Source organism: Burkholderia sp. BCC1208 (genome assembly GCF_902833095.1).
Classification (GTDB): Bacteria; Pseudomonadota; Gammaproteobacteria; order Burkholderiales; family Burkholderiaceae; genus Burkholderia.
In genome coordinates this window covers 32487-50029 of record NZ_CADFDY010000008.1, presented here as the reverse complement: position 1 = coordinate 50029, position 17543 = coordinate 32487, and the positions used below count along the sequence as shown (strand labels likewise).

The 17543-nt window shown below is 70.0% G+C and carries 17 protein-coding genes; 9 read left to right on the top strand and 8 right to left on the bottom strand.

The genetic code is table 11. The features are described 5' to 3' along the window. Positions 1–5 precede the first annotated feature (5 nt). Positions 6–965 carry an ABC transporter ATP-binding protein gene (locus HWX09_RS19585; protein WP_230469137.1) on the bottom strand — a complete coding sequence of 320 codons (960 nt, stop codon included), beginning with the start codon at positions 963–965 and terminating at the stop codon, positions 6–8. Then, complete coding sequence (locus HWX09_RS19580) at positions 962–2086, bottom strand: ABC transporter permease (RefSeq protein WP_027785554.1); 1125 nt, start codon at positions 2084–2086, stop codon at positions 962–964. The genes HWX09_RS19585 and HWX09_RS19580 overlap by 4 nt, the downstream gene beginning before the upstream one ends. A 406-nt stretch (positions 2087–2492) precedes the next feature. Here HWX09_RS19580 and HWX09_RS19575 point away from each other — a divergent pair, with 406 nt between their 5' ends. From HWX09_RS19575 to HWX09_RS19550, 6 genes are all read left to right on the top strand, one after another. After that, a complete protein-coding gene (locus HWX09_RS19575; RefSeq protein WP_027785555.1) occupies positions 2493–4562 on the top strand; it encodes a bifunctional 2',3'-cyclic-nucleotide 2'-phosphodiesterase/3'-nucleotidase in 2070 nt (689 codons plus the stop codon). A gap of 8 nt (positions 4563–4570) precedes the next feature. Beyond that, entirely contained in the window at positions 4571–5416 is an 846-nt protein-coding gene (locus HWX09_RS19570; RefSeq protein ID WP_027785556.1) for a tetratricopeptide repeat protein, read from the top strand. A gap of 60 nt (positions 5417–5476) precedes the next feature. Beyond that, positions 5477–6175 carry a hypothetical protein gene (locus HWX09_RS19565; RefSeq protein ID WP_227789628.1) on the top strand — a complete coding sequence of 233 codons (699 nt, stop codon included), beginning with the start codon at positions 5477–5479 and terminating at the stop codon, positions 6173–6175. Between the two features lie 124 nt (positions 6176–6299). Beyond that, entirely contained in the window at positions 6300–7220 is a 921-nt protein-coding gene (locus tag HWX09_RS19560) for a biotin--[acetyl-CoA-carboxylase] ligase (protein ID WP_027785558.1), read from the top strand. After that, positions 7217–8017, top strand: a complete 801-nt coding sequence (locus HWX09_RS19555; RefSeq protein ID WP_027785559.1) for a type III pantothenate kinase — start codon at positions 7217–7219, stop codon at positions 8015–8017. Before HWX09_RS19560 ends, HWX09_RS19555 begins: the two co-directional genes overlap by 4 nt. A 213-nt stretch (positions 8018–8230) precedes the next feature. Continuing rightward, positions 8231–8473 (top strand): hypothetical protein, encoded by a 243-nt coding sequence (locus HWX09_RS19550; RefSeq protein ID WP_027785560.1) that lies wholly within the window; start codon positions 8231–8233, stop codon positions 8471–8473. A 16-nt stretch (positions 8474–8489) separates the two neighbouring features. Here HWX09_RS19550 and rfaE2 read toward each other — a convergent pair whose 3' ends face one another. From rfaE2 to HWX09_RS19520, 6 genes are all read right to left on the bottom strand, one after another. Beyond that, the gene (gene rfaE2, locus HWX09_RS19545; protein ID WP_027785561.1) at positions 8490–8975 is read right to left on the bottom strand and encodes a D-glycero-beta-D-manno-heptose 1-phosphate adenylyltransferase; all 486 of its coding nucleotides are present in this window, start codon (positions 8973–8975) and stop codon (positions 8490–8492) included. Between the two features lie 150 nt (positions 8976–9125). Beyond that, complete coding sequence (locus tag HWX09_RS19540) at positions 9126–10004, bottom strand: diiron oxygenase (RefSeq protein ID WP_011353352.1); 879 nt, start codon at positions 10002–10004, stop codon at positions 9126–9128. Between the two features lie 465 nt (positions 10005–10469). Continuing rightward, a complete protein-coding gene (locus HWX09_RS19535) occupies positions 10470–11696 on the bottom strand; it encodes a patatin-like phospholipase family protein (protein WP_027785562.1) in 1227 nt (408 codons plus the stop codon). Between the two features lie 24 nt (positions 11697–11720). Further along, positions 11721–12476, bottom strand: coding sequence for a PhaM family polyhydroxyalkanoate granule multifunctional regulatory protein (locus HWX09_RS19530; RefSeq protein WP_027785563.1), 756 nt, complete (start codon positions 12474–12476; stop codon positions 11721–11723). Positions 12477–12557: 81 nt separating this feature from the next. After that, positions 12558–13385 carry an enoyl-CoA hydratase/isomerase family protein gene (locus HWX09_RS19525; protein ID WP_027785564.1) on the bottom strand — a complete coding sequence of 276 codons (828 nt, stop codon included), beginning with the start codon at positions 13383–13385 and terminating at the stop codon, positions 12558–12560. A 131-nt stretch (positions 13386–13516) separates the two neighbouring features. Next, a complete protein-coding gene (locus tag HWX09_RS19520) occupies positions 13517–14509 on the bottom strand; it encodes a fumarylacetoacetate hydrolase family protein (protein WP_027785565.1) in 993 nt (330 codons plus the stop codon). Between the two features lie 129 nt (positions 14510–14638). Between HWX09_RS19520 and HWX09_RS19515 the strand changes: the two genes are divergently transcribed. From HWX09_RS19515 to HWX09_RS19505, 3 genes are all read left to right on the top strand, one after another. Continuing rightward, positions 14639–15505: an IclR family transcriptional regulator gene (locus tag HWX09_RS19515; protein WP_027785566.1), complete on the top strand. Its 867-nt coding sequence runs from the start codon at positions 14639–14641 to the stop codon at positions 15503–15505. A 114-nt stretch (positions 15506–15619) separates the two neighbouring features. Further along, complete coding sequence (locus HWX09_RS19510) at positions 15620–16882, top strand: DUF3108 domain-containing protein (RefSeq protein ID WP_027785567.1); 1263 nt, start codon at positions 15620–15622, stop codon at positions 16880–16882. Positions 16883–17126: 244 nt separating this feature from the next. Beyond that, complete coding sequence (locus tag HWX09_RS19505; RefSeq protein WP_006477667.1) at positions 17127–17384, top strand: DUF3567 domain-containing protein; 258 nt, start codon at positions 17127–17129, stop codon at positions 17382–17384. Positions 17385–17543 lie beyond the last annotated feature (159 nt).

Here is a 17543-nt window from a genome sequence, read left to right as displayed (position 1 = left end):
TGCTTCTACAGCTCGACGCTCGACAGCGCCGGTTCGAGGGCCGCCTTCGGCAGCTTCGCGCGCCGCTCGGGCGGCAGCGCCTGCAATGCGCGGCGCCCGCGCAGCCCCAGGAAATATTCGTGGATGAACGGATGGTCGACGTTCGCGGCCTCCTCGACGGGGGCGGCGACCAGCACCTTGCGGTCGGCCAGCACCGCGACGCGCGTCGACAGCGCGACCATCGTATCGAGGTCGTGCGTCACCATCACGACGGTCAGCCCGAGCGTGCGGTGCAGCGTCGCGATCAGCTCGACGAATTCGTCGGATGCCTGCGGGTCGAGGCCGGCCGTCGGCTCGTCGAGGAACAGCAGCTCGGGCTCCAGCGCGATCGCGCGCGCGATGCCGACCCGCTTCACCATCCCGCCCGACAACGCCGCCGGCATCTTCGACGCGTGCTTGCACGGCAGCCCGACCATCTCGAGCTTCAGCATCACGATGTCGTGCAGCAGGTCCGGCGGCACGCGGCCGAGTTCGCGCAGCGGCTGCGCGACGTTGTCGAACACCGTCATCGACGAGAACAGCGCGCCCTGCTGGAACAGCATCCCCGAACGCGTGCGCATCATCCGCGCGCTCGCGTCGTCGATCGTCGCCGTATCCTCGCCGAACACCTTGATCGTGCCCGACGTCGGCCGCTCGAGGCCGAGGATCTGGCGCACGAGCGTCGTCTTGCCGGAGCCCGAGCCGCCGACGATCGACACGATCTCGCCGCGCCGCACGTCGAAGTCGAGCTTCTGGTGAACGATGTTGCGCCCGTAGCGCTTGGTCAGGTTGCGCACCTCGATCACGAAGTCGGCGGCCTGCGCCGCGGCGGACGGCGGCGTGCCGATCGCGGCGGCGGCGATTGCCGCGGCGTGGGCGGCCGCGGCACCGGTCGGCGCACCATCGGCCGGCGCGGCACCGGCCGGCGTTTCGTTCGATGCGTTCATCCGAGCCCCACGTTCTGGAACAGGATCGCGAACACCGCGTCGGCGAGGATCACGACCGTGATCGACGACACCACCGACGTGGTCGTGCCTTCGCCGAGGCTCTGCGAGTTCGCCTTGATCCGGAAGCCGAAATGGCACGCGACCAGCGCGATCAGCATGCCGAACACGACGCCCTTGCCGACGCCGATGTACAGGTTCGCGATCGGCACGACGCCCGGCAGCGAGCGCACGAAATAGTTGATGTCGATGCCGAGCACCAGCTTCGCCGCGAGCGCGCCGCCCGTCAGCGCGATGATGTTGGTCCACATCACGAGCAGCGGCATCGCGACGCCGAGCGCGAGCACGCGCGGCAGGATCAGCCGCAGCCCGTGCGGGATGCCCATCACGCGCATCGCGTCGAGCTCCTCGGTCACGCGCATCACGCCGATCTGCGCGGTGATCGCCGAGCCCGAGCGGCCCGCGACGAGAATCGCCGACAGCACGGGGCCGAGCTCGCGGATCACCGACAGCCCGAGGATGTTCACGATGTAGCGGTTCGCCCCGAACATCTGCAGCTGCTGCGCGGACAGGTAGCTGAGCACGATGCCGATCAGGAAGGCGACGAGCGCGGTGATCGGCAGCGCCTGCGCGCCGGCGCTGTAGATGTTCGCCGAGGTTTCCTTCCACGGCATCGTCCGCGGGCGGCGCAGCACCGACAGCGCATCGAGGATCACGAGGCCGAACATCGCGATGCCGCCCTGCAGGTGTTCGCCGAACGAGAAGAGCGCCAGGCCGAGCCGCGTGACGGGATCGAACCGCACGATGCGCTCGGGCGCCTCGCGCTGGCTGTCGAGCCGTTCGATGCGCTCGAAGATCGTGCGCTGCGTGGGGCTCAGCGCGACGCCGGCCGGCAGCTTGCGGCCCCACACGCGCCACAGCGCCTGGCCGCCGACGTGGTCGAGCCGCTCGATGCCGGACAGATCCCAGTCGCTCACGCGCCCGGCGGCGATGCTCGCGATGCGGCGCGCCACGGCGCCGCGGTTGCGCGCGAGCGAGAGCGCGGTCCACTGGCCGGTCAGGCGCACCGTCTGGCCCTGGCCGCCGGCGTCGACCGACAGGCCGGGAGGAGTCTCGAAGTCCAAGGGCAGGTTGTTTGCAAAAGGATGACAGCGGCCATTGTAGCGAACCACCCGGCGCCGCGACGTGAGGATTTCCGACGCGGCGCCGGGCGCGCGGCGCGCAGTCGAAAGCGGCGGCCGTGCGCCCTGGAGCCGAGTATCCGGACGGACCATGACGATGCTGCCGATGCGGGCATGCCCGGGACGACACCGGGCATGCTCGGGCGCCGGCCGGGACCGGCCGGGACCGGCCCGGACCGTCCGGAAGCCGCCGCCGGCCACGGCTCGCTGCCGGCATCGCGACCTTTCATTGTCCCGTCACGTTTCCTTTCGATACTCTCACGCGCCGCACGTCAGGCCGTCGGCGCGCCGCGCCGCCATTCGTGCGTACCTCGCATTTCATAAAGCAGAACACCGAACAGGACAACCGATGCGTCTCCCCCCGCTTTCCCGCCGTCACGTCCCGGCCGCCGCCGCGCTCGCCAGCCTCGCCTTCGTCCTCGCCGGCTGCGGCGGCGACGACGTCACCGCCACGCCGCCGTCGCAGCCCGAGGCCCAGGCGCCCGTCGGCACGACGGCCACGCTCGCGCTGCTCGAGACGACCGACCTGCACACCAACGTGCTGTCGTACGACTATTTCAAGCTTGCCGCCGACAATTCGCTCGGCTTCGAGCGCGTGTCGACGCTGATCGCGCAGGCGCGCAAGCAGTACCCGAACACGCTGCTGCTCGACAACGGCGACACGATCCAGGGCACCGCGCTGTCGGACTACCAGGCGCTCGTGAAGCCGGTGGGCTGCGACCAGACGCTCGCGATCTACAAGGTGATGAACGCCGCGAAGTTCGACGGCGGCGGCATCGGCAACCACGAGTTCAACTACGGGCTGCCGTACCTGTCGCAGGTGACCGGCAACACGTTCGAGGTCGACGGCCTGCCGGCGCCGGCCCAGCAGAAGAAGTGCGCGGGCCCGAACTTCCCGCAGGTGCTCGCGAACGTGATCAGCGCGAAGACCAACGCGCCGCTGTTCACGCCGTATACGATCCTGACGCGCACGGTGACGGCCACCACGCCGGACGGCAAGACGGTCAGCGCGCCCGTGAAGATCGGCATCATCGGCTTCACGCCGCCCGCGATCATGAACTGGGACAAGCGCTGGCTCGACGGCAAGGTCTACACGACCGGGCTGAAGGAGGCGGCCGAGAAGTACATTCCGGAAATGCGCGCGAAGGGCGCCGATCTCGTCGTCGCGATCTCGCACGGCGGCCTCGACAATGCCGCGTACTCGCCGACGATGGAAAACGGCAGCTGGTGGCTGTCGAAGGTGTCCGGCATCGATGCGATGCTGATCGGCCACTCGCACCAGGTGTTCCCGGACGCGAACAGCACCGTGTCGCAGTTCAACCTGCCGGGCGTCGACAAGGTCAAGGGCACCGTCAACGGCGTGCCGACCGTGATGGCCAACTACTGGGGCAAGCATCTCGGCGTGATCAAGCTCGGCCTGAAGTTCGACGGCAAGACGTGGGCCGTCGACAAGTCGCAGACGACCGTCGAGGCGCGGCCGATCCAGAACGCCGACAAGAGCTACGTCGCCGCCGATCCGTCGGTCTCCGCCGCGATCGCGGCCGAGCACCAGGCGACGATCGACTACGTGAAGACGCCGATCGGCTCGACCGACTACCGGATGAACTCGTACTTCGCGGACGTCGGCGATCCGGGCGCGATCCAGATCGTCAACGAGGCGCAGGCCGACTACGTGAAGACCTACGTGCAGGCGAACCTGCCGCAATACGCGTCGCTGCCGGTGCTGTCGGTCAGCGCGCCGTTCAAGAGCGGCTTCGGCGGCGGCACCGACTACACCGACGTCGCGCCGGGCGCGCTCGCGATCAACAACGCGGCCGACCTGTACCTGTATCCGAACACCGTGTACGCGGTGAAGGTGAGCGGCGCCGACGTGAAGAACTGGCTCGAGACGGCCGCGAAGCGCTTCAATACGATCGACCCGGCCAAGGCGACCGTGCAGCCGCTCGTCAGCACCTTCCCCGGCTACAACTTCGACATGTTCACGTCGGCCGATCTCGCCTATGAAATCGACGTCACGCAGCCGGTCGGCAGCCGCATCAGGAACCTGACGTACAAGGGTGCGCCGATCGATTCGAACGCGCAGTTCATCGTCGCGACCAACAACTACCGTGCGAGCGGCGGCGGCAACTTCCCGGGCCTCGACGGCAGCAAGACGATCTTCGCGTCGCCCGACGCGAACCGCGACGTGCTGATCGCGTTCATCAAGAAGCGCGGCGCGATCACGCGCGCGGCCGACGGCGCGCAGCGCAGCTGGCGGTTCACGAAGCTCGCGAGCTCGGTCGCGCACGTGCAGTTCGCGTCCGCCCCGAACCGCGTCGGCGACGCGGCGGCGGCCGGCCTGACCGGCATCACGCAGGTCGCTGCCGACGACGGCTCGGGCAAGAACCTCGCCACCTACGAGATCGACCTCACGCAATGAGACACGCGATGCAACCGATCCGGACGATGCGGCCCGCCGAAACCGGCTTCGCCGCTGCCGCGCGGCGCATGCTGCGCGCCAAACTCCCGCCCGCCGCGCTACTCGCGGCGGCGGCCGTGACCGTCGCGGCCGTCGTCGCGGCCGCCGGCCTGCGCGGCGCCGGCCCCGCGCCGAGCGCCGCGCAGCTCGATGAATGGCAGGCGATGGTCACGCAGGCGACCGAGCCGCACGCGCTGGCCCAGTTGCGCACGCTCGCGCGCCGCGGCTCGGGCGCCGCGCAGGCAGCGCTCGGCATCGCGCTCGTCGATGCGCACGAACCGGGGCTGCGCGACGAGGGGCGCGGCTGGCTGGAAACGGCCGCGACGGCGGACAACCAGGCCGACGCGCCGGCTGCCCGGCGCGCGCGGCTCGCGCTCGGCAAGGCGTTGCTGCTCGGCAGCGGCGAGCTCCCGAAAGACTATGCACGCGCACGCGCGCTGCTCGGCGCCGCGGCCGAACAGGGCGACCCGGCCGCCGCGTATTACCTCGGGCTGATCTACCGCAGCGGCTACGGCATCGCCGCCGACCCGGTGCGGGCCGCGCACTGGTTCGACATCGCGTCGCGCGCGGACATCCCGGCCGCCGATTTCATGCTCGCGAACGCGTACCGCGACGGCAGCGGCGTGCCGCGCGACGACGCGCGCGCGCTCGCGCTGTATCGCCGGGCCGCCGAACACGAGCTGCCGGAAGCCGTGCAGACCCTCGCGATGGCCTATCGCAACGGCGAACTCGGGCTTCGGCCCGACGCGGACGAATTCCACGCGCAGTGGATCGAGACCGCGCATGCGCTGAAGCACCCGGTAGTGGCACCGTGACGGACGTCGACGGCGCACGCACGACCGTGCGGTAGCGTAACGGCGACTTGCCCGACAAGCATGATCCGTCGCGTCGTGCGTCGAACGCGCACGACGGCGATCGATGCGCGGCGCGCGATACGCACTCCGGTCGCCGCGCCGCGCAGCCTGTCGGTTCTCGCAGCTCGATACACGTGCGGCGATGCCTTAACATGCTGCCTCGCATTCACAATAAAACCTGAGAGGCCTTCATCCATGTCGCATCGCCTGTCCGGCCTGCGCGCCGCCATCGGCGCCGCCGTCGCTGCCGTTCCGCTCGTTTCGCTCGCCGCGCCGCCCGACATCTTCAACGCCGCGCTGTGCAAGCCGCCGTTCACGTCGGACCTGATGGACGCGATCTACAACGCCGCCAAGGCGGCCGATCCGAAACCGGACAACTCGATGCTGGGTGCAGCGGTCTATCGCCTGCCCGAGCCGATCCGCCGCGACGGCTTCACGACGCAGCACGTCGTGTTCGTCGCCACCGGCATCGGCGTGCTCGTGGAAGGCGAAGTCGCCGACCAGCTCGCCAAACGCTACGAGCTCACCCGCGAGAAAGGCCACCTGCTCGGTGCGTCGTCCGTCGGCTATTCGCGCCGGCTGAACGTCCGCGGCCCGGGCGGTGCTCTGATCCTCGTGTCGGCCCGCCAGGGTCCGGCGCTCAAAGGCAACACGCTGCTCGCCTGCGAAATGACGAGCGAGGAAGACATCAAGGCGCTGGAACAACTGGGGCAGCACTGAGCGACTTGGCGCCGGTCCGGCGGGCGGCCCAGGCGCGGTGCGCGCCCGGACCGCGGCCGTACACCGGCCTGTCGCACGCACGGCCCGGCACGCGCCGACGCCCCCTGTCGCTACAATAGGCGCCATGAACGCCCCCACCTCCTCCGACACGCCTGAATCCGGCGACGCGCACATCGCGCGCAACCGGCTCGAGGCGCACCTGGACGCCGCGCCGCGCGCGTGGCCGCTCGACATCGTCGCCGCCACCGGCTCGACCAACGCCGACGTCGCAACGCGGCTCAAGGCGCTGCCGCGCAGCGCGAACGCGCTGCCCGCGCCGCTCGTGCGCGTCGCGTTCGAGCAGACGGCAGGTCGCGGCCGGCAAGGCCGCCCGTGGTTCGCGCAGCCCGGCAATGCGCTGCTGTGCTCGGTCGGCTGCATCGTGCCGCGCGCCATCGACGCGCTCGGCGGCCTCAGCATCGCGATCGGCGTCGCGCTCGCCGAAGGGCTAACCACGCTGCCGCTCGACGCGCGCATGCGCGTCGCGCTCAAATGGCCGAACGACCTGCTGCTGACGACCGACGACGACGGCACGCCGCGCATCGTCGGCAAGCTCGCCGGGATCCTGATCGAAACCGTCTGGACCACCGCCGAGGCGACCGCCGTCGTGATCGGCTTCGGCATCAACGTGCGCGGCGCGGAAGCCGTCGCCGCGCAGGTCGACGCGCTGCGCGCGCGCGAAGCGACACTCGCGAGCGGGCTGCCGCCCGCCGCGCTGTCGATCGCGTGCGCGTCGGCGAACCTCACCGATACGCTCGCCGCGTCGCTGAACGCGCTCACGCCCGCGCTCGCGCAATTCGGCGCCGACGGCCTCGCGCCGTTCCTGCCGCGCTGGCACGCGCTGCACGCGTACGCGGGCCGCGAAGTCGTGCTGCTCGAACAGGGCGTCGAACGCGCGCGCGGCATCGCGACGGGCATCGATGCGACCGGCCAGTTGCTGCTCGACACGCCGAGCGGCGTGCAGACGATCGCGGCCGGCGACGTGTCGCTGCGCGAAGCGCAATGAGCGAACCGCACCTGCTGATCGACGCCGGCAACAGCCGGATCAAGTGGGCGCTCGCCGACGCGCGGCGCACGCTCGTCGACACGGGCGCGTTCGGCCACACGCGCGACGGCGGCGCCGATCCCGACTGGTCGCACCTGTCGCGTCCGCGCGGCGCATGGATCTCGAACGTCGCGGGCGCCGACGTGGCCGCACGGATCGATGCGCTGCTCGATGCACGCTGGCCGGGCCTGCCGCGCACGACGATCCGCTCGCGGCCCGCGCAATGCGGCGTGACGAACGGCTATACGACGCCCGAACAGCTCGGCAGCGACCGGTGGGCCGGCCTGATCGGCGCGCACGCGGCGTTTCCGGACGAGCATCTGCTGATCGCGACGTTCGGCACCGCGACGACGCTCGAGGCACTGCGCGCGGACGGCCGCTTCACGGGCGGGCTGATCGCGCCGGGCTGGGCGCTGATGATGCGCGCGCTCGGCACGCACACCGCGCAGTTGCCGACGCTGACCACCGATATCGCCAGTGGTCTGCTCGCGGGCGCGCAAGCCGAACCGTTCCAGGTCGATACGTCGCGCTCGCTGTCGGCCGGCTGCCTCTACGCGCAGGCCGGCCTGATCGAGCGCGCGTGGCATGATCTCGTCGCTGCGTGGCAGGCACCCGTGCGGCTCGTGCTGGCAGGCGGTGCGGCGGATGACGTCGCGCGTGCGCTGACGGTCCCGCATACGCGGCACGACGCGCTGATCCTGTCCGGGCTCGCGCTGATCGCAGCGGATGCGGCCGGCCCGGCAACGGCGCAGGATTGACGAAGGCGCCGGCATCGCGCCGGCGCGTGGCCATGCAGGCCGAAGTGGAGCCAAGCGGACCGAAGCCGCCCGCGCCCCGCCGACGACGCAGTACGCGCGGCGCCGCGTCAGCGGCCCGCACGAACGGTCAACGGAAGCCATGAAAAAGCCGGCCATGCGGCCGGCTCGACTGAACGATGTGAATCACGTCGATGACGACAAGGAGTTTCGACGATGCTGCGCTGGCTGATCGCTGTTCTCTTTCTCGCCAACATGCTCGCGTTCGTGGTGGCGCGCGGCGTGTTCGGGCCGCTGCCGGCGGCCGGGCCGCGCGAACCCGGCGTGCTGTCGCGGCAGGTGCGGCCGGACGCGCTGCGCGTGACACCGCTGATGCGAGCGACCGACCAGCCCGTCGTCGGCGGCCCGATCGCGGCGCCGGCCGTCACGACCGTCCCGCTCGCGGCATCCGCGCCGTGACGGCGCCGCGTCGCGCTCAGGGCCGTTGCGCGCGCACCTTCTTCAGCAACGCGGTGGTCGAGCGGTCGTGCTCGAACGGAATCGCCAGCGCCCGGCCGCCCCAGCCGCGCACGAGCGCGGATTCCGGCAGCGCATCCATGTCGTAATCGCCGCCCTTCACGAGGATGTCCGGACGGACGGCCTCGATCAGCGACACGGGCGTCTTTTCCCCGAACGTCACGACCCAGTCGACGCTTTCCAGCGCCGCCAGCAGTGCCGCGCGATCCTCCTCGCGGTTGATCGGCCGGTCGTCGCCCTTGCCGAGCATGCGCACCGACACATCGCTGTTCACGCCGACGATCAGGCAGGCGCCGAGCGCTTTCGCATCGGCGAGATACGTGACGTGACCGCGATGCAGGATGTCGAACACGCCGTTGGTGAACACGACGGGCGACGGCAGCGACGCGCGCAGCGCGACGAGGGCATCACGGGTGATCAGCTTGCGTTCGAAGGTGGCGGACATGATGGAGATCGGACGGAATGAACAACGGCGCGCGCGACGGCGGCACCAGATAAAAAGCCCGCCGGACCGGCCGGGCGGGCTTCATGCGACGAACGCGGCACGGTGCCGCGAGCCGGGTGCGACTCGCGCCGCCGCCGGCACCTGCCGGCCTCAGGCCGGCTGCGCGGCCGACGACGGGCCGCTTTCGGCCTGCAGGCGGCCGGTGACTTCCTTGCGGTAGCGGTTCAGCTCCTGCGCGGTCGCGAACGTGCGCTCGAACAGGATCGACAGGTTGTGCAGGATCCGCTCGACGACCTTCTTCTCCCACTCGCCGTCGAACCGGATCTGCTCGTCGAGCCAGCGCTCGAGCCATTCCGGATCCGGCAGGCGCGACTGCACCGTGTCGCGCGGGAACAGCGCCTGGTTCACGTGCAGGTTGGTCGGGTGCAGCGGCTTCTCGGTGCGGCGCGCCGACGCCATCAGCACGCCGATCTTCGCGAATGCGGCGCGTGCGACGTCACCGCAGTTGTTCAGCGCTTTCTTCATGTAGCGCAGGTACGCGCCGCCATGACGCGCCTCGTCGCGCGAAATCGTTTCGTAGATCTGCTTGATGACGGGCTCGGTATGCCAGTCGGCCGCGCAGCGGTACCAGTGGTTCAGGCGGATTTCGCCGCAGAAATGCAGCATCAGCGTCTCGAGCGGCGGCGCCGGATCGAACTGGAAGCGCACCGCGTGCAGTTCCTCCTCGGTCGGCACCATCTCCGGCTTGAAGCGGCGCAGGTATTCCATCAGCACGAGCGAATGCTTCTGCTCCTCGAAGAACCACACGCTCATGAACGCGGAAAAGTCGCTGTCGTGCTGGTTGTCGCGCAGGAACATTTCCGTCGCGGGCAGCGCCGACCATTCGGTGATCGCGTTCATCTTGATCGTCTTCGCCTGCTCGTCGGTGAGCAACGAAGCGTCGAACTTGTCCCACGGAATGTCCTTCTCCATGTCCCAGCGGACAGCTTCGAGCGACCTGTAAAGTTCCGGATAAAGCATGGTGTTCATGATGGTCCCACCCCTGTTCTGCGCAATGCGACTTCTCTAAACGTGACTGTTGCCGCGCAAGCGCGCCACGCGCTTTTTGCAGCCAAGACTCTAATTTTACGCGGGAATCCGGCCCGCCGGACGCCGATTCCTCGTCTGGCAGCCAGGCGGCCGCGTTGCCGCCGTTGGGCATGCCGTCACCCCCGCTCCGTTCGGACGGAGCCGGGCGCGCGTGCCTGAGTGGGGGCCGGCGCTGGCCGGCTCGGTGGCGCGCCCGTCCCTTGCCGCAGGCGGGTTCCCCGAAAGGTCCCGTGCGGATGCCGGATCGGCGGGCTGCTCGATATGGTGTATACGGCGGCGGCCATGATAGCACGCGTGCATGACGGTTCCGAGACGCCTGGCCAGTGGTGCGCCGCCCACCGCGGTGCGGCGATCGGTCGCGGCCGACCGTCGCGAAAACACAACCTTACAGCACGCCTGCGCGTGTCAGACCCGCATTTCGCCCGTCGCGAGGCCGTCTTCCGGCGGCATGCCGGGTGCCGGCGCGGTGCTGCCGTCCGCGTGCGCGATCCAGCCGGCGAGCGTCTCCCGCTGCGCCCGGCCGTCGCGGTAGCCAAGCTCGATCAGCTCGCGCGTGAAGGCCTCCTCGAACAGCAGGTAGCTGGCGAACGACGCGCCGGCCGGCTGGCTGCCGCCGATCGCGCCGAGCAGCCCGCGCATCGTCGCCGGCATCTGCTTCAGGTGCTTCGCGGCAATCAGCTCGATGCGCTCGGACGGCGCGATCGCGAGCACGTCGACGTGCCGCCAGCCGCTGTCTATTTCGACCTGGTGCGGCAGGTGCTCGATCATCCGGTTGATGTGCTCGATCCGTTCGATGTCCGAGCCGATCGAGTCGAGGAACACGCTCGCGAGTACCTGCTGGCCGATTTGCGCGAGCGTCGGGTAGCCGCGCGGCCGCCCCGCGCCGTTCGCGGCCGGAATCTCGGGCCGCGGATCGGCTGCGCCGACGACGACGATCCGGTGCGCGCCGAAGTGGATCGCCGGCGACAGTGGCGCGATCTGCCGGATCGAGCCGTCGCCGAAGTATTCGATCTGCCCGTCGAGCACGAGCGGCACGGCCGGAAACACGAACGGAATGGCCGACGACGCGAGCAAGTGCGACGCCGACAGGTCGACGAGCCGCGCGGTGCGTTGCGCGCGCCGCCACGCCTGGATCGGCTCGGCGGCCTGATAGAACGTGAGGTGCCGGCCGCTCGAATAGCTGAGCGCGGTGATCGCGAGCGCGTGCAGCAGGCGCGCCTCGAGCATCTGCTCGATCCGGTGAAAGCTCAGTTCGCGCTGCAGCAGGTGCGCGAGCGGCGTGTTGTCGAGCAGCCCGCGCGGCGAGCGGCGCGCCGCCCAGCCGAACGTCATCGTCGCGAGCCAGCGCGCGCCGGCGGCCGCGACGCCGAGCCAGTCGGTGCGATACACGTATTCGGCGCGCAGCGGCTCCCAGAATTCGAGCAGGCGCCGCACGCCATGGGAAAAATCGTCCGCGTGGCTGGCGATCGACGTCGCGTTGATCGCGCCCGCCGACGAGCCGCACACGACCGCGAACGGCAGCGTGTGCCGCCGCGGATCGGCCTCGCGCGCGATCTCGGCCAGCGCCTTCAGCACGCCGACCTGGTATGCGGCGCGCGCGCCGCCTCCCATCAGAACGAGCGCGAGTCGCATGGCCGACCTCCTACCTGCGCCGCATCACGTCGAGCGCTTCGGCGGACGGGTTTCGGGCGACGAAGCGGCCGCCGCGCGGGCCGCCGCCGAACCGGACGGCTTCGCGCGCTTCGCGGCGGGCTTGCGCGGTGCGGCCGCGGCCGCAGCCGGCTTCGCGGCGGGTTCCGGCGCGGCAGCGGCCTCCGGCGGCGCGGCGCCCGGGGCAGCAGGCTGCACGCCCGGCTGCGCCATCGCGAGGCTCGCGAGCTGGTTGAATTGCGTCTGCAGCAGGTTCCACCAGCCGGCCGGGTCGAACGGCTGCTGCGCGGGGCCGCCTTCCGGCGCATCCGCGGCGGCCGATGCCGCCGCATCGGCCGCGGGCGCGGCCTCGCCCGTCGACGCGGTTTTCGCGGCCTGCGCGGCGGCAACGGCCGCTTCCTCGGCCGCCGACATCGAGCTTTGCGCGAACGCGCCGAACGCGCGCAGCGTCGCGAGCGTCGCGCGCTGCACCTCGAGCGCCTGGATCGCGGACTGCAACATCCCGAGATTGAGCTTCAGCCACTGCTCGACCGCGCGCAGATCGGTGATCCGCTTGTCGAGTTCCTCGACGTTCGTGAGCGGCGACATCATGTCGGACATGCTCGACAGCGACGGCGGCAGCCCGTGCGTCGCGCCCGGAAACGGCGCCATCCCGCCGAACGGCGACATCCGCATCATGTCCCACATCCGGTCCATCATGTCGGCGGGCTGGAACCCGGCAAAGCCGGCGAAAGGGTTGGCGCCGGAGGCATCGGTCGTCATACGGGCATCCTGGTTGACTGGGGGAGCGAGGCGGCCGCCGTGCGTCGCGCAGCCGCGCGTGGTTCGATCATAGCGCGCACGTCAGAACGGCGCGTCGCCGGGAAACGCGGGCGGGCGCCGCTCGCGCAGCGAACGGATGCCTTCCCGCACGTCGGGCCCCGAAAAACCCATGAATTCGAGCGCGAGCGACGTATCGAAGGTCGGCCCGGCGGTGCGCAGCCAGTTGTTCAGCGCGTACTTGGTCCAGCGGATCGCCGACTGCGAACCGTGCGCGAGCCGCTCGGCCACTTCGTACGCCTTCGGCAGCAGGTCGGCCGGCTCGACCGCGAGCGAGACCAGCCCGATCCGCTCGGCCTCCTCGCCGCTCACGGGCTCGCACAGCATCAGGTAGTACTTCGCCTTCGCCATCCCGCACAGCAGCGGCCACACGATCGCCGCATGGTCGCCGGCCGCGACGCCGAGGCGCGTGTGGCCGTCGATGATGCGCGCGTCCTTCGCGGCGATCGAGATGTCGGCGAGCAGCCCGGCGACGAGCCCCGCGCCGACGGCCGGGCCATGCATCGCCGACACGATCGGCTTGCTGCAGTTGATCACGTTGTAGACGAGGTCGCGCGCCTCGCGCCACACCCGTGCGCGCACGTCGAAATCGTTCGCCATGTCCTCGACGAGCGCGAGATCGCCGCCCGCCGAAAAGCCCTTGCCTTCGCCGCGGATCACCGCGACGCGCGTGTCGGGATCGCGATCGACGTCGCGCCAGATGTCGGCGAGCTCGCGATGCATGCGTGCGTTCGCGGTCGCGAGGCCGCTGCGGTTCGCGCCCTCGCCGCTCATCACGATGTCGAGCACGCCATGGTCGCGGCGCGTCACCTTCAGTGCTTCGTAACCGCCGTACGCGGCGAGATCGGCCATCTGCTGCTCCTTGTTCGAGGGGTTCGAACGCTTGAATCGAGTGTAGCCAAGCCCGCGCGGTCAAACATCGGGCGAAACCCGGCGCGCGGGCCGCGGCAGGGTTTCGCCGCTGCGCCGCATCCCCGCGCGGCTCATGCCACGCCGTCGGGCGGGGCGACCGACTGCTCGATCGCGCCGAAGATCGACTTGCCGGCCGCATCGAACATCTCGATGCGCACCGTATCGCCGTAGCGCATGAATTCGGTCTGCGGCGCGCCGTGCTCGATCGTCTCGAGGCAGCGCTTCTCGGCGATGCAGCAGTAGCCGCGCTTCGCGTCCTTGTTCGAGACCGTACCGGAGCCGACGATCGAGCCGGCACGCAGGTTGCGCGTCTTCGCCGCGTGCGCGATCAGCTGGCCGAAATGGAACACCATGTCGGTGCCGGCGTCGGGCTGGCCGACCTTCTTGCCGTTCCAGTGGACGATCATCGGGCGGTGCACGCGGCCTGCGCGCCACTCGTCGCCGAGCTCGTCGGGCGTGACGGCGACCGGCGCGAACGCGGTGGCCGGCTTGCTCTGGAAGAAGCCGAAGCCCTTCGCGAGCTCGTGCGGAATCAGGTTGCGCAGCGACACGTCGTTCACGAGCGTGACGAGCCGCACGGCCTTCAGCGCGTCGTCGGGCGACGCGCTCATCGGCACGTCGCCGGTGATCACCGCGACTTCCGCCTCGAAATCGATGCCCCATTCCTCGGACGGGCACACGACGTCGTCGCGCGGCCCCAGGAAATCGTCGCTGCCGCCCTGGTACATCAGCGGATCGGTCCAGAACTCGGGCGGCATCTCGGCACCGCGCGCGCGGCGCACGAGCTCGACGTGGTTCACGTACGCGGAGCCGTCGGCCCACTGGAACGCGCGCGGCAGCGGCGCCATGCAGTTGGCCGGGTCGAACGCGAACGCATTGCGCGCGCGGCCGTGGTTCAGCGCGTCGTACAGGTCGCGCAGTTGCGGCGCGTAGAACGCCCAGTCGTCGAGGACGCGCTGCAGCGTCGGCGCGATCGCATCGGCAATCGCCGCGGTGTGCAGGTCGCGCGACACGACGATCAGCTGGCCGTCGCGCGTGCCGTCCTTCAGCGAAGCAAGTTTCATAGGGAGGATCTGCCGTTGTAGTGACGATGGAGGGAATCTATTTTACGATGGTGAATCCATGCGGCGCGTCATGATGGCGCACGCCGTTTTCGCCCCGTTTCCTGCCGCATTTTCGCGCACCTCTTGCCCATGCCCGCCAGCCCGCTTCCCGACGACGATCTCGCCGACTCCGATACCGACGACGCCGCCTCCGGCGAACACGGCGAGAAGGTCCGTTCCGGCATCCAGTCGATCGAGGTCGGCTTCCGCCTGCTCGACGTGCTGACGAGCGAGCCGCGCGCGATGATGCTGCGCGATCTCGCGCAGCGCGCGGGCATGAGTCCGGCGAAGGCGCACCGCTATCTGGTCAGCTTCTCGCGGCTCGGCGTCGTGTCTCAGGATCCCGTCTCGGGCCGCTACGAGCTGGGCGGCTTCGCGCTGCAGATGGGCCTCGCGCGGCTCGCGCGCGTCGACGGCGTGAAGCTCGCGCGGATCGCGCTGACCGAATTCCGCGACCGTCTCGACCAGACGGTCGGCATCGCGGTATGGGGCAACCAGGGGCCGACGATCGTGCACTGGATGGAATCGAGCCATCCCGCGAAGGCGTCGCTGAAGCTCGGCGACGTGATGCCGCTGCTCGGCTCCGCGACGGGCCTGCTGTTCGCCGCGTACCTGCCGCGCGGCAAGACCGCCGCGATGCTCGAGCGCGAACTCGCCGATACGCGCCGCTCGCCGCACCACGGCGGCCCGCGCACGCTCGACGAAGTCGACGCGGTGCTCGCCGACGTGCGCGCGCACCAGGCCGCGCGCGTCGAAGGGATGCTGCTGCCGACGATCCACGCGTTCTGCATGCCGGTGTTCGACGCGGTCGGCGAACTCGCGCTCGCGATCGTCGCGCTCGGCCAGGAAGGCTCGTTCGACATCGCATGGGGCGGCGAGATCGACACCGCGCTGCGCGCATGCGCGCAGAAACTGTCTTACGAACTCGGCTATAGTCCCGACGCACGCGACGCCTGACGCATCCGGTTCGCGCCACGTCACGCATCGCGAACGCGCGGCGCATCCGATGGTCCGATTCCTGTGGCGCGCACCGCGCGCCCGACCTCACGCAAGCCCCCCGAGCCCGTTCCGATGCCCATGCAGCCCGCCGACCTTCGCCCGAGTCACGCCCCGCCCCGCCGCGGACTGCGCGTGGGCATCGCGCTCGTCGCCGTGCTGGTGCTGCATGCGCTCGCCGGGTTCTGGCTGATGCGCAACCGCGAATCGTTCACGCCGCCGCCGCCCGCCGACATCCCCGTGCAGATCGAGCTACTGAAACCGCGGCCGATCGAGCGGCAGCCTGCTCCGCCGGAGCCGAAGCCGGTCGAACGTCCGGCCGCGCCCAGGGCCGACGCGCCGAAGGCGGCCCCGCCGAAACCCGCACCGTCGCACGAGCCGGTCCTCACGTCGACGCAGACGGCCGAGCACGGCGAACCGCCGGCTGCCGCCGCGTCCGCCGCGAGCGGCACGGCGGGGACCTCGGGGGCGTCGAGCACACACGCCGCGTCGGCCGCCGGCGCCAGCGCCGCGACACCCGGCCCCGCGACGAGCGGCGTGAAATTCGCCGCGCCGCCGTCCGGCGACCTGCAGTACGACACGTTCTACAACGGCATGCAGAACATGATCGGCACGATCCACTGGCGCACCGACGGGCACACGTACGACCTGTCGGTATCGATGCCCGTGCCGTTCGTCGGCCCGTTCACCTATCGCAGCGAAGGCCGCATCGATGCCTTCGGCGTCGCGCCCGACCGTTACGTCGAGAAGCGCGGCAAGCGGCCGGAAGACATCGCGATCTTCAACCGCGAGATCCGGCAGGTCGTGTTCACGCGCACGCCGAACAACGCGCCGCTGCCCGACGGCGTGCAGGACCGCTTCAGCATGCTGATGCAGTTGTCGGGGCTCGTGCGCGGCAATCCCGCCGCCTACAAACCGGGCGTCACGCAGCAATTCTTCGTGATCGACAACAACAGCGGCGAGACCTGGCCGATCACCGTGATCGGCGACGAGCAGGTGCAGACGCAGACCGGCATCATCGCCGCGCGGCACTTCATGCGCCTGCCGCGCCGCGACGGCGACACGCGCCGCATCGACATGTGGCTCGCGCCGTCGCTCGGCTGGCTGCCCGCGCGGCTCGTGCAGAGCGAGCCGAACGGTGCGCAGATCGAGTTGCTGTGGCACGGCCGCCTCGCCGCACCGAACGTGCCTGCCGATGCCGCGCCAGCAAGCGGCGCAACGAACGCGCCCGCCGCCGCACCGTCGCCCGATGCATCGGCCGCGCCGCCTGCACAATCGGCGCAATCGGCCCCGCCCACGACGATGCAACCACCAGCCTCATCGACTGTCACACAGTGAACGCACACGAATCGGCAATTTCGACCGATTACAGATTTCCCGAAAATGGCCGATGACACTCTTTAACAACTATTTCAGTCCACCGGCTCACAATAAGAAACGTTTGATAGACATCGGCTTCTAACCGATACACCCCACGCAAACGGGAGAACGGGGTGTGCAGCGCAAGCCCCTTGAAACCGGCAAGGCTCGCCCCACCTAGGGGACAACAAGGCCAGATGCCACTGCGAAGAGGAGTGCCGCCATGCAAATGATCTACAACAGCCCCAACTACTGCGTCGTCGAATTTGCGCCGCAGGCCGGCCATCACCTGATGAATGCCGGCGGATACGAAATCGTCGACAAGAACGCGCAGCGCGAAATCTTCATCGACGGCGAACTTGCCGAACGATTCCGCGCGCACGTGAAGCAACTGATCGAGGATGAACCGTCGCTCGACGAAGTCGACGAATTCCTCGGACAATTCGACAGCCTGATGATGATGCCCGTCGTGCTGCACTGACGACCCGCGGCCCGGCGCGTCACGCGGCCGGGCCATTCGCCGCGCACCGACGCGGCGCCGCGTGCACTCCGATCATGCCCCCGTCCGGTTCGCCGGCGGGGGCTTTCATTTGGCGGGCCGTCCGGCGGGCGCGGGGAGGGTCGGCGCCCCCTTGACGCA

Coding starts and splice junctions, on each gene's coding strand:
- HWX09_RS19585 (WP_230469137.1), bottom strand. CDS start 965: ATGAACGCATCGAACGAAACGCCGGCCGGTGCCGCGCCGGCCGATGGT.
- HWX09_RS19575 (WP_027785555.1), top strand. CDS start 2,493: ATGCGTCTCCCCCCGCTTTCCCGCCGTCACGTCCCGGCCGCCGCCGCG.
- HWX09_RS19570 (WP_027785556.1), top strand. CDS start 4,571: ATGCAACCGATCCGGACGATGCGGCCCGCCGAAACCGGCTTCGCCGCT.
- HWX09_RS19565 (WP_227789628.1), top strand. CDS start 5,477: ATGATCCGTCGCGTCGTGCGTCGAACGCGCACGACGGCGATCGATGCG.
- HWX09_RS19560 (WP_027785558.1), top strand. CDS start 6,300: ATGAACGCCCCCACCTCCTCCGACACGCCTGAATCCGGCGACGCGCAC.
- HWX09_RS19555 (WP_027785559.1), top strand. CDS start 7,217: ATGAGCGAACCGCACCTGCTGATCGACGCCGGCAACAGCCGGATCAAG.
- HWX09_RS19550 (WP_027785560.1), top strand. CDS start 8,231: ATGCTGCGCTGGCTGATCGCTGTTCTCTTTCTCGCCAACATGCTCGCG.
- rfaE2 (WP_027785561.1), bottom strand. CDS start 8,975: ATGTCCGCCACCTTCGAACGCAAGCTGATCACCCGTGATGCCCTCGTC.
- HWX09_RS19540 (WP_011353352.1), bottom strand. CDS start 10,004: ATGAACACCATGCTTTATCCGGAACTTTACAGGTCGCTCGAAGCTGTC.
- HWX09_RS19535 (WP_027785562.1), bottom strand. CDS start 11,696: ATGCGACTCGCGCTCGTTCTGATGGGAGGCGGCGCGCGCGCCGCATAC.
- HWX09_RS19530 (WP_027785563.1), bottom strand. CDS start 12,476: ATGACGACCGATGCCTCCGGCGCCAACCCTTTCGCCGGCTTTGCCGGG.
- HWX09_RS19525 (WP_027785564.1), bottom strand. CDS start 13,385: ATGGCCGATCTCGCCGCGTACGGCGGTTACGAAGCACTGAAGGTGACG.
- HWX09_RS19520 (WP_027785565.1), bottom strand. CDS start 14,509: ATGAAACTTGCTTCGCTGAAGGACGGCACGCGCGACGGCCAGCTGATC.
- HWX09_RS19515 (WP_027785566.1), top strand. CDS start 14,639: ATGCCCGCCAGCCCGCTTCCCGACGACGATCTCGCCGACTCCGATACC.
- HWX09_RS19510 (WP_027785567.1), top strand. CDS start 15,620: ATGCCCATGCAGCCCGCCGACCTTCGCCCGAGTCACGCCCCGCCCCGC.
- HWX09_RS19505 (WP_006477667.1), top strand. CDS start 17,127: ATGCAAATGATCTACAACAGCCCCAACTACTGCGTCGTCGAATTTGCG.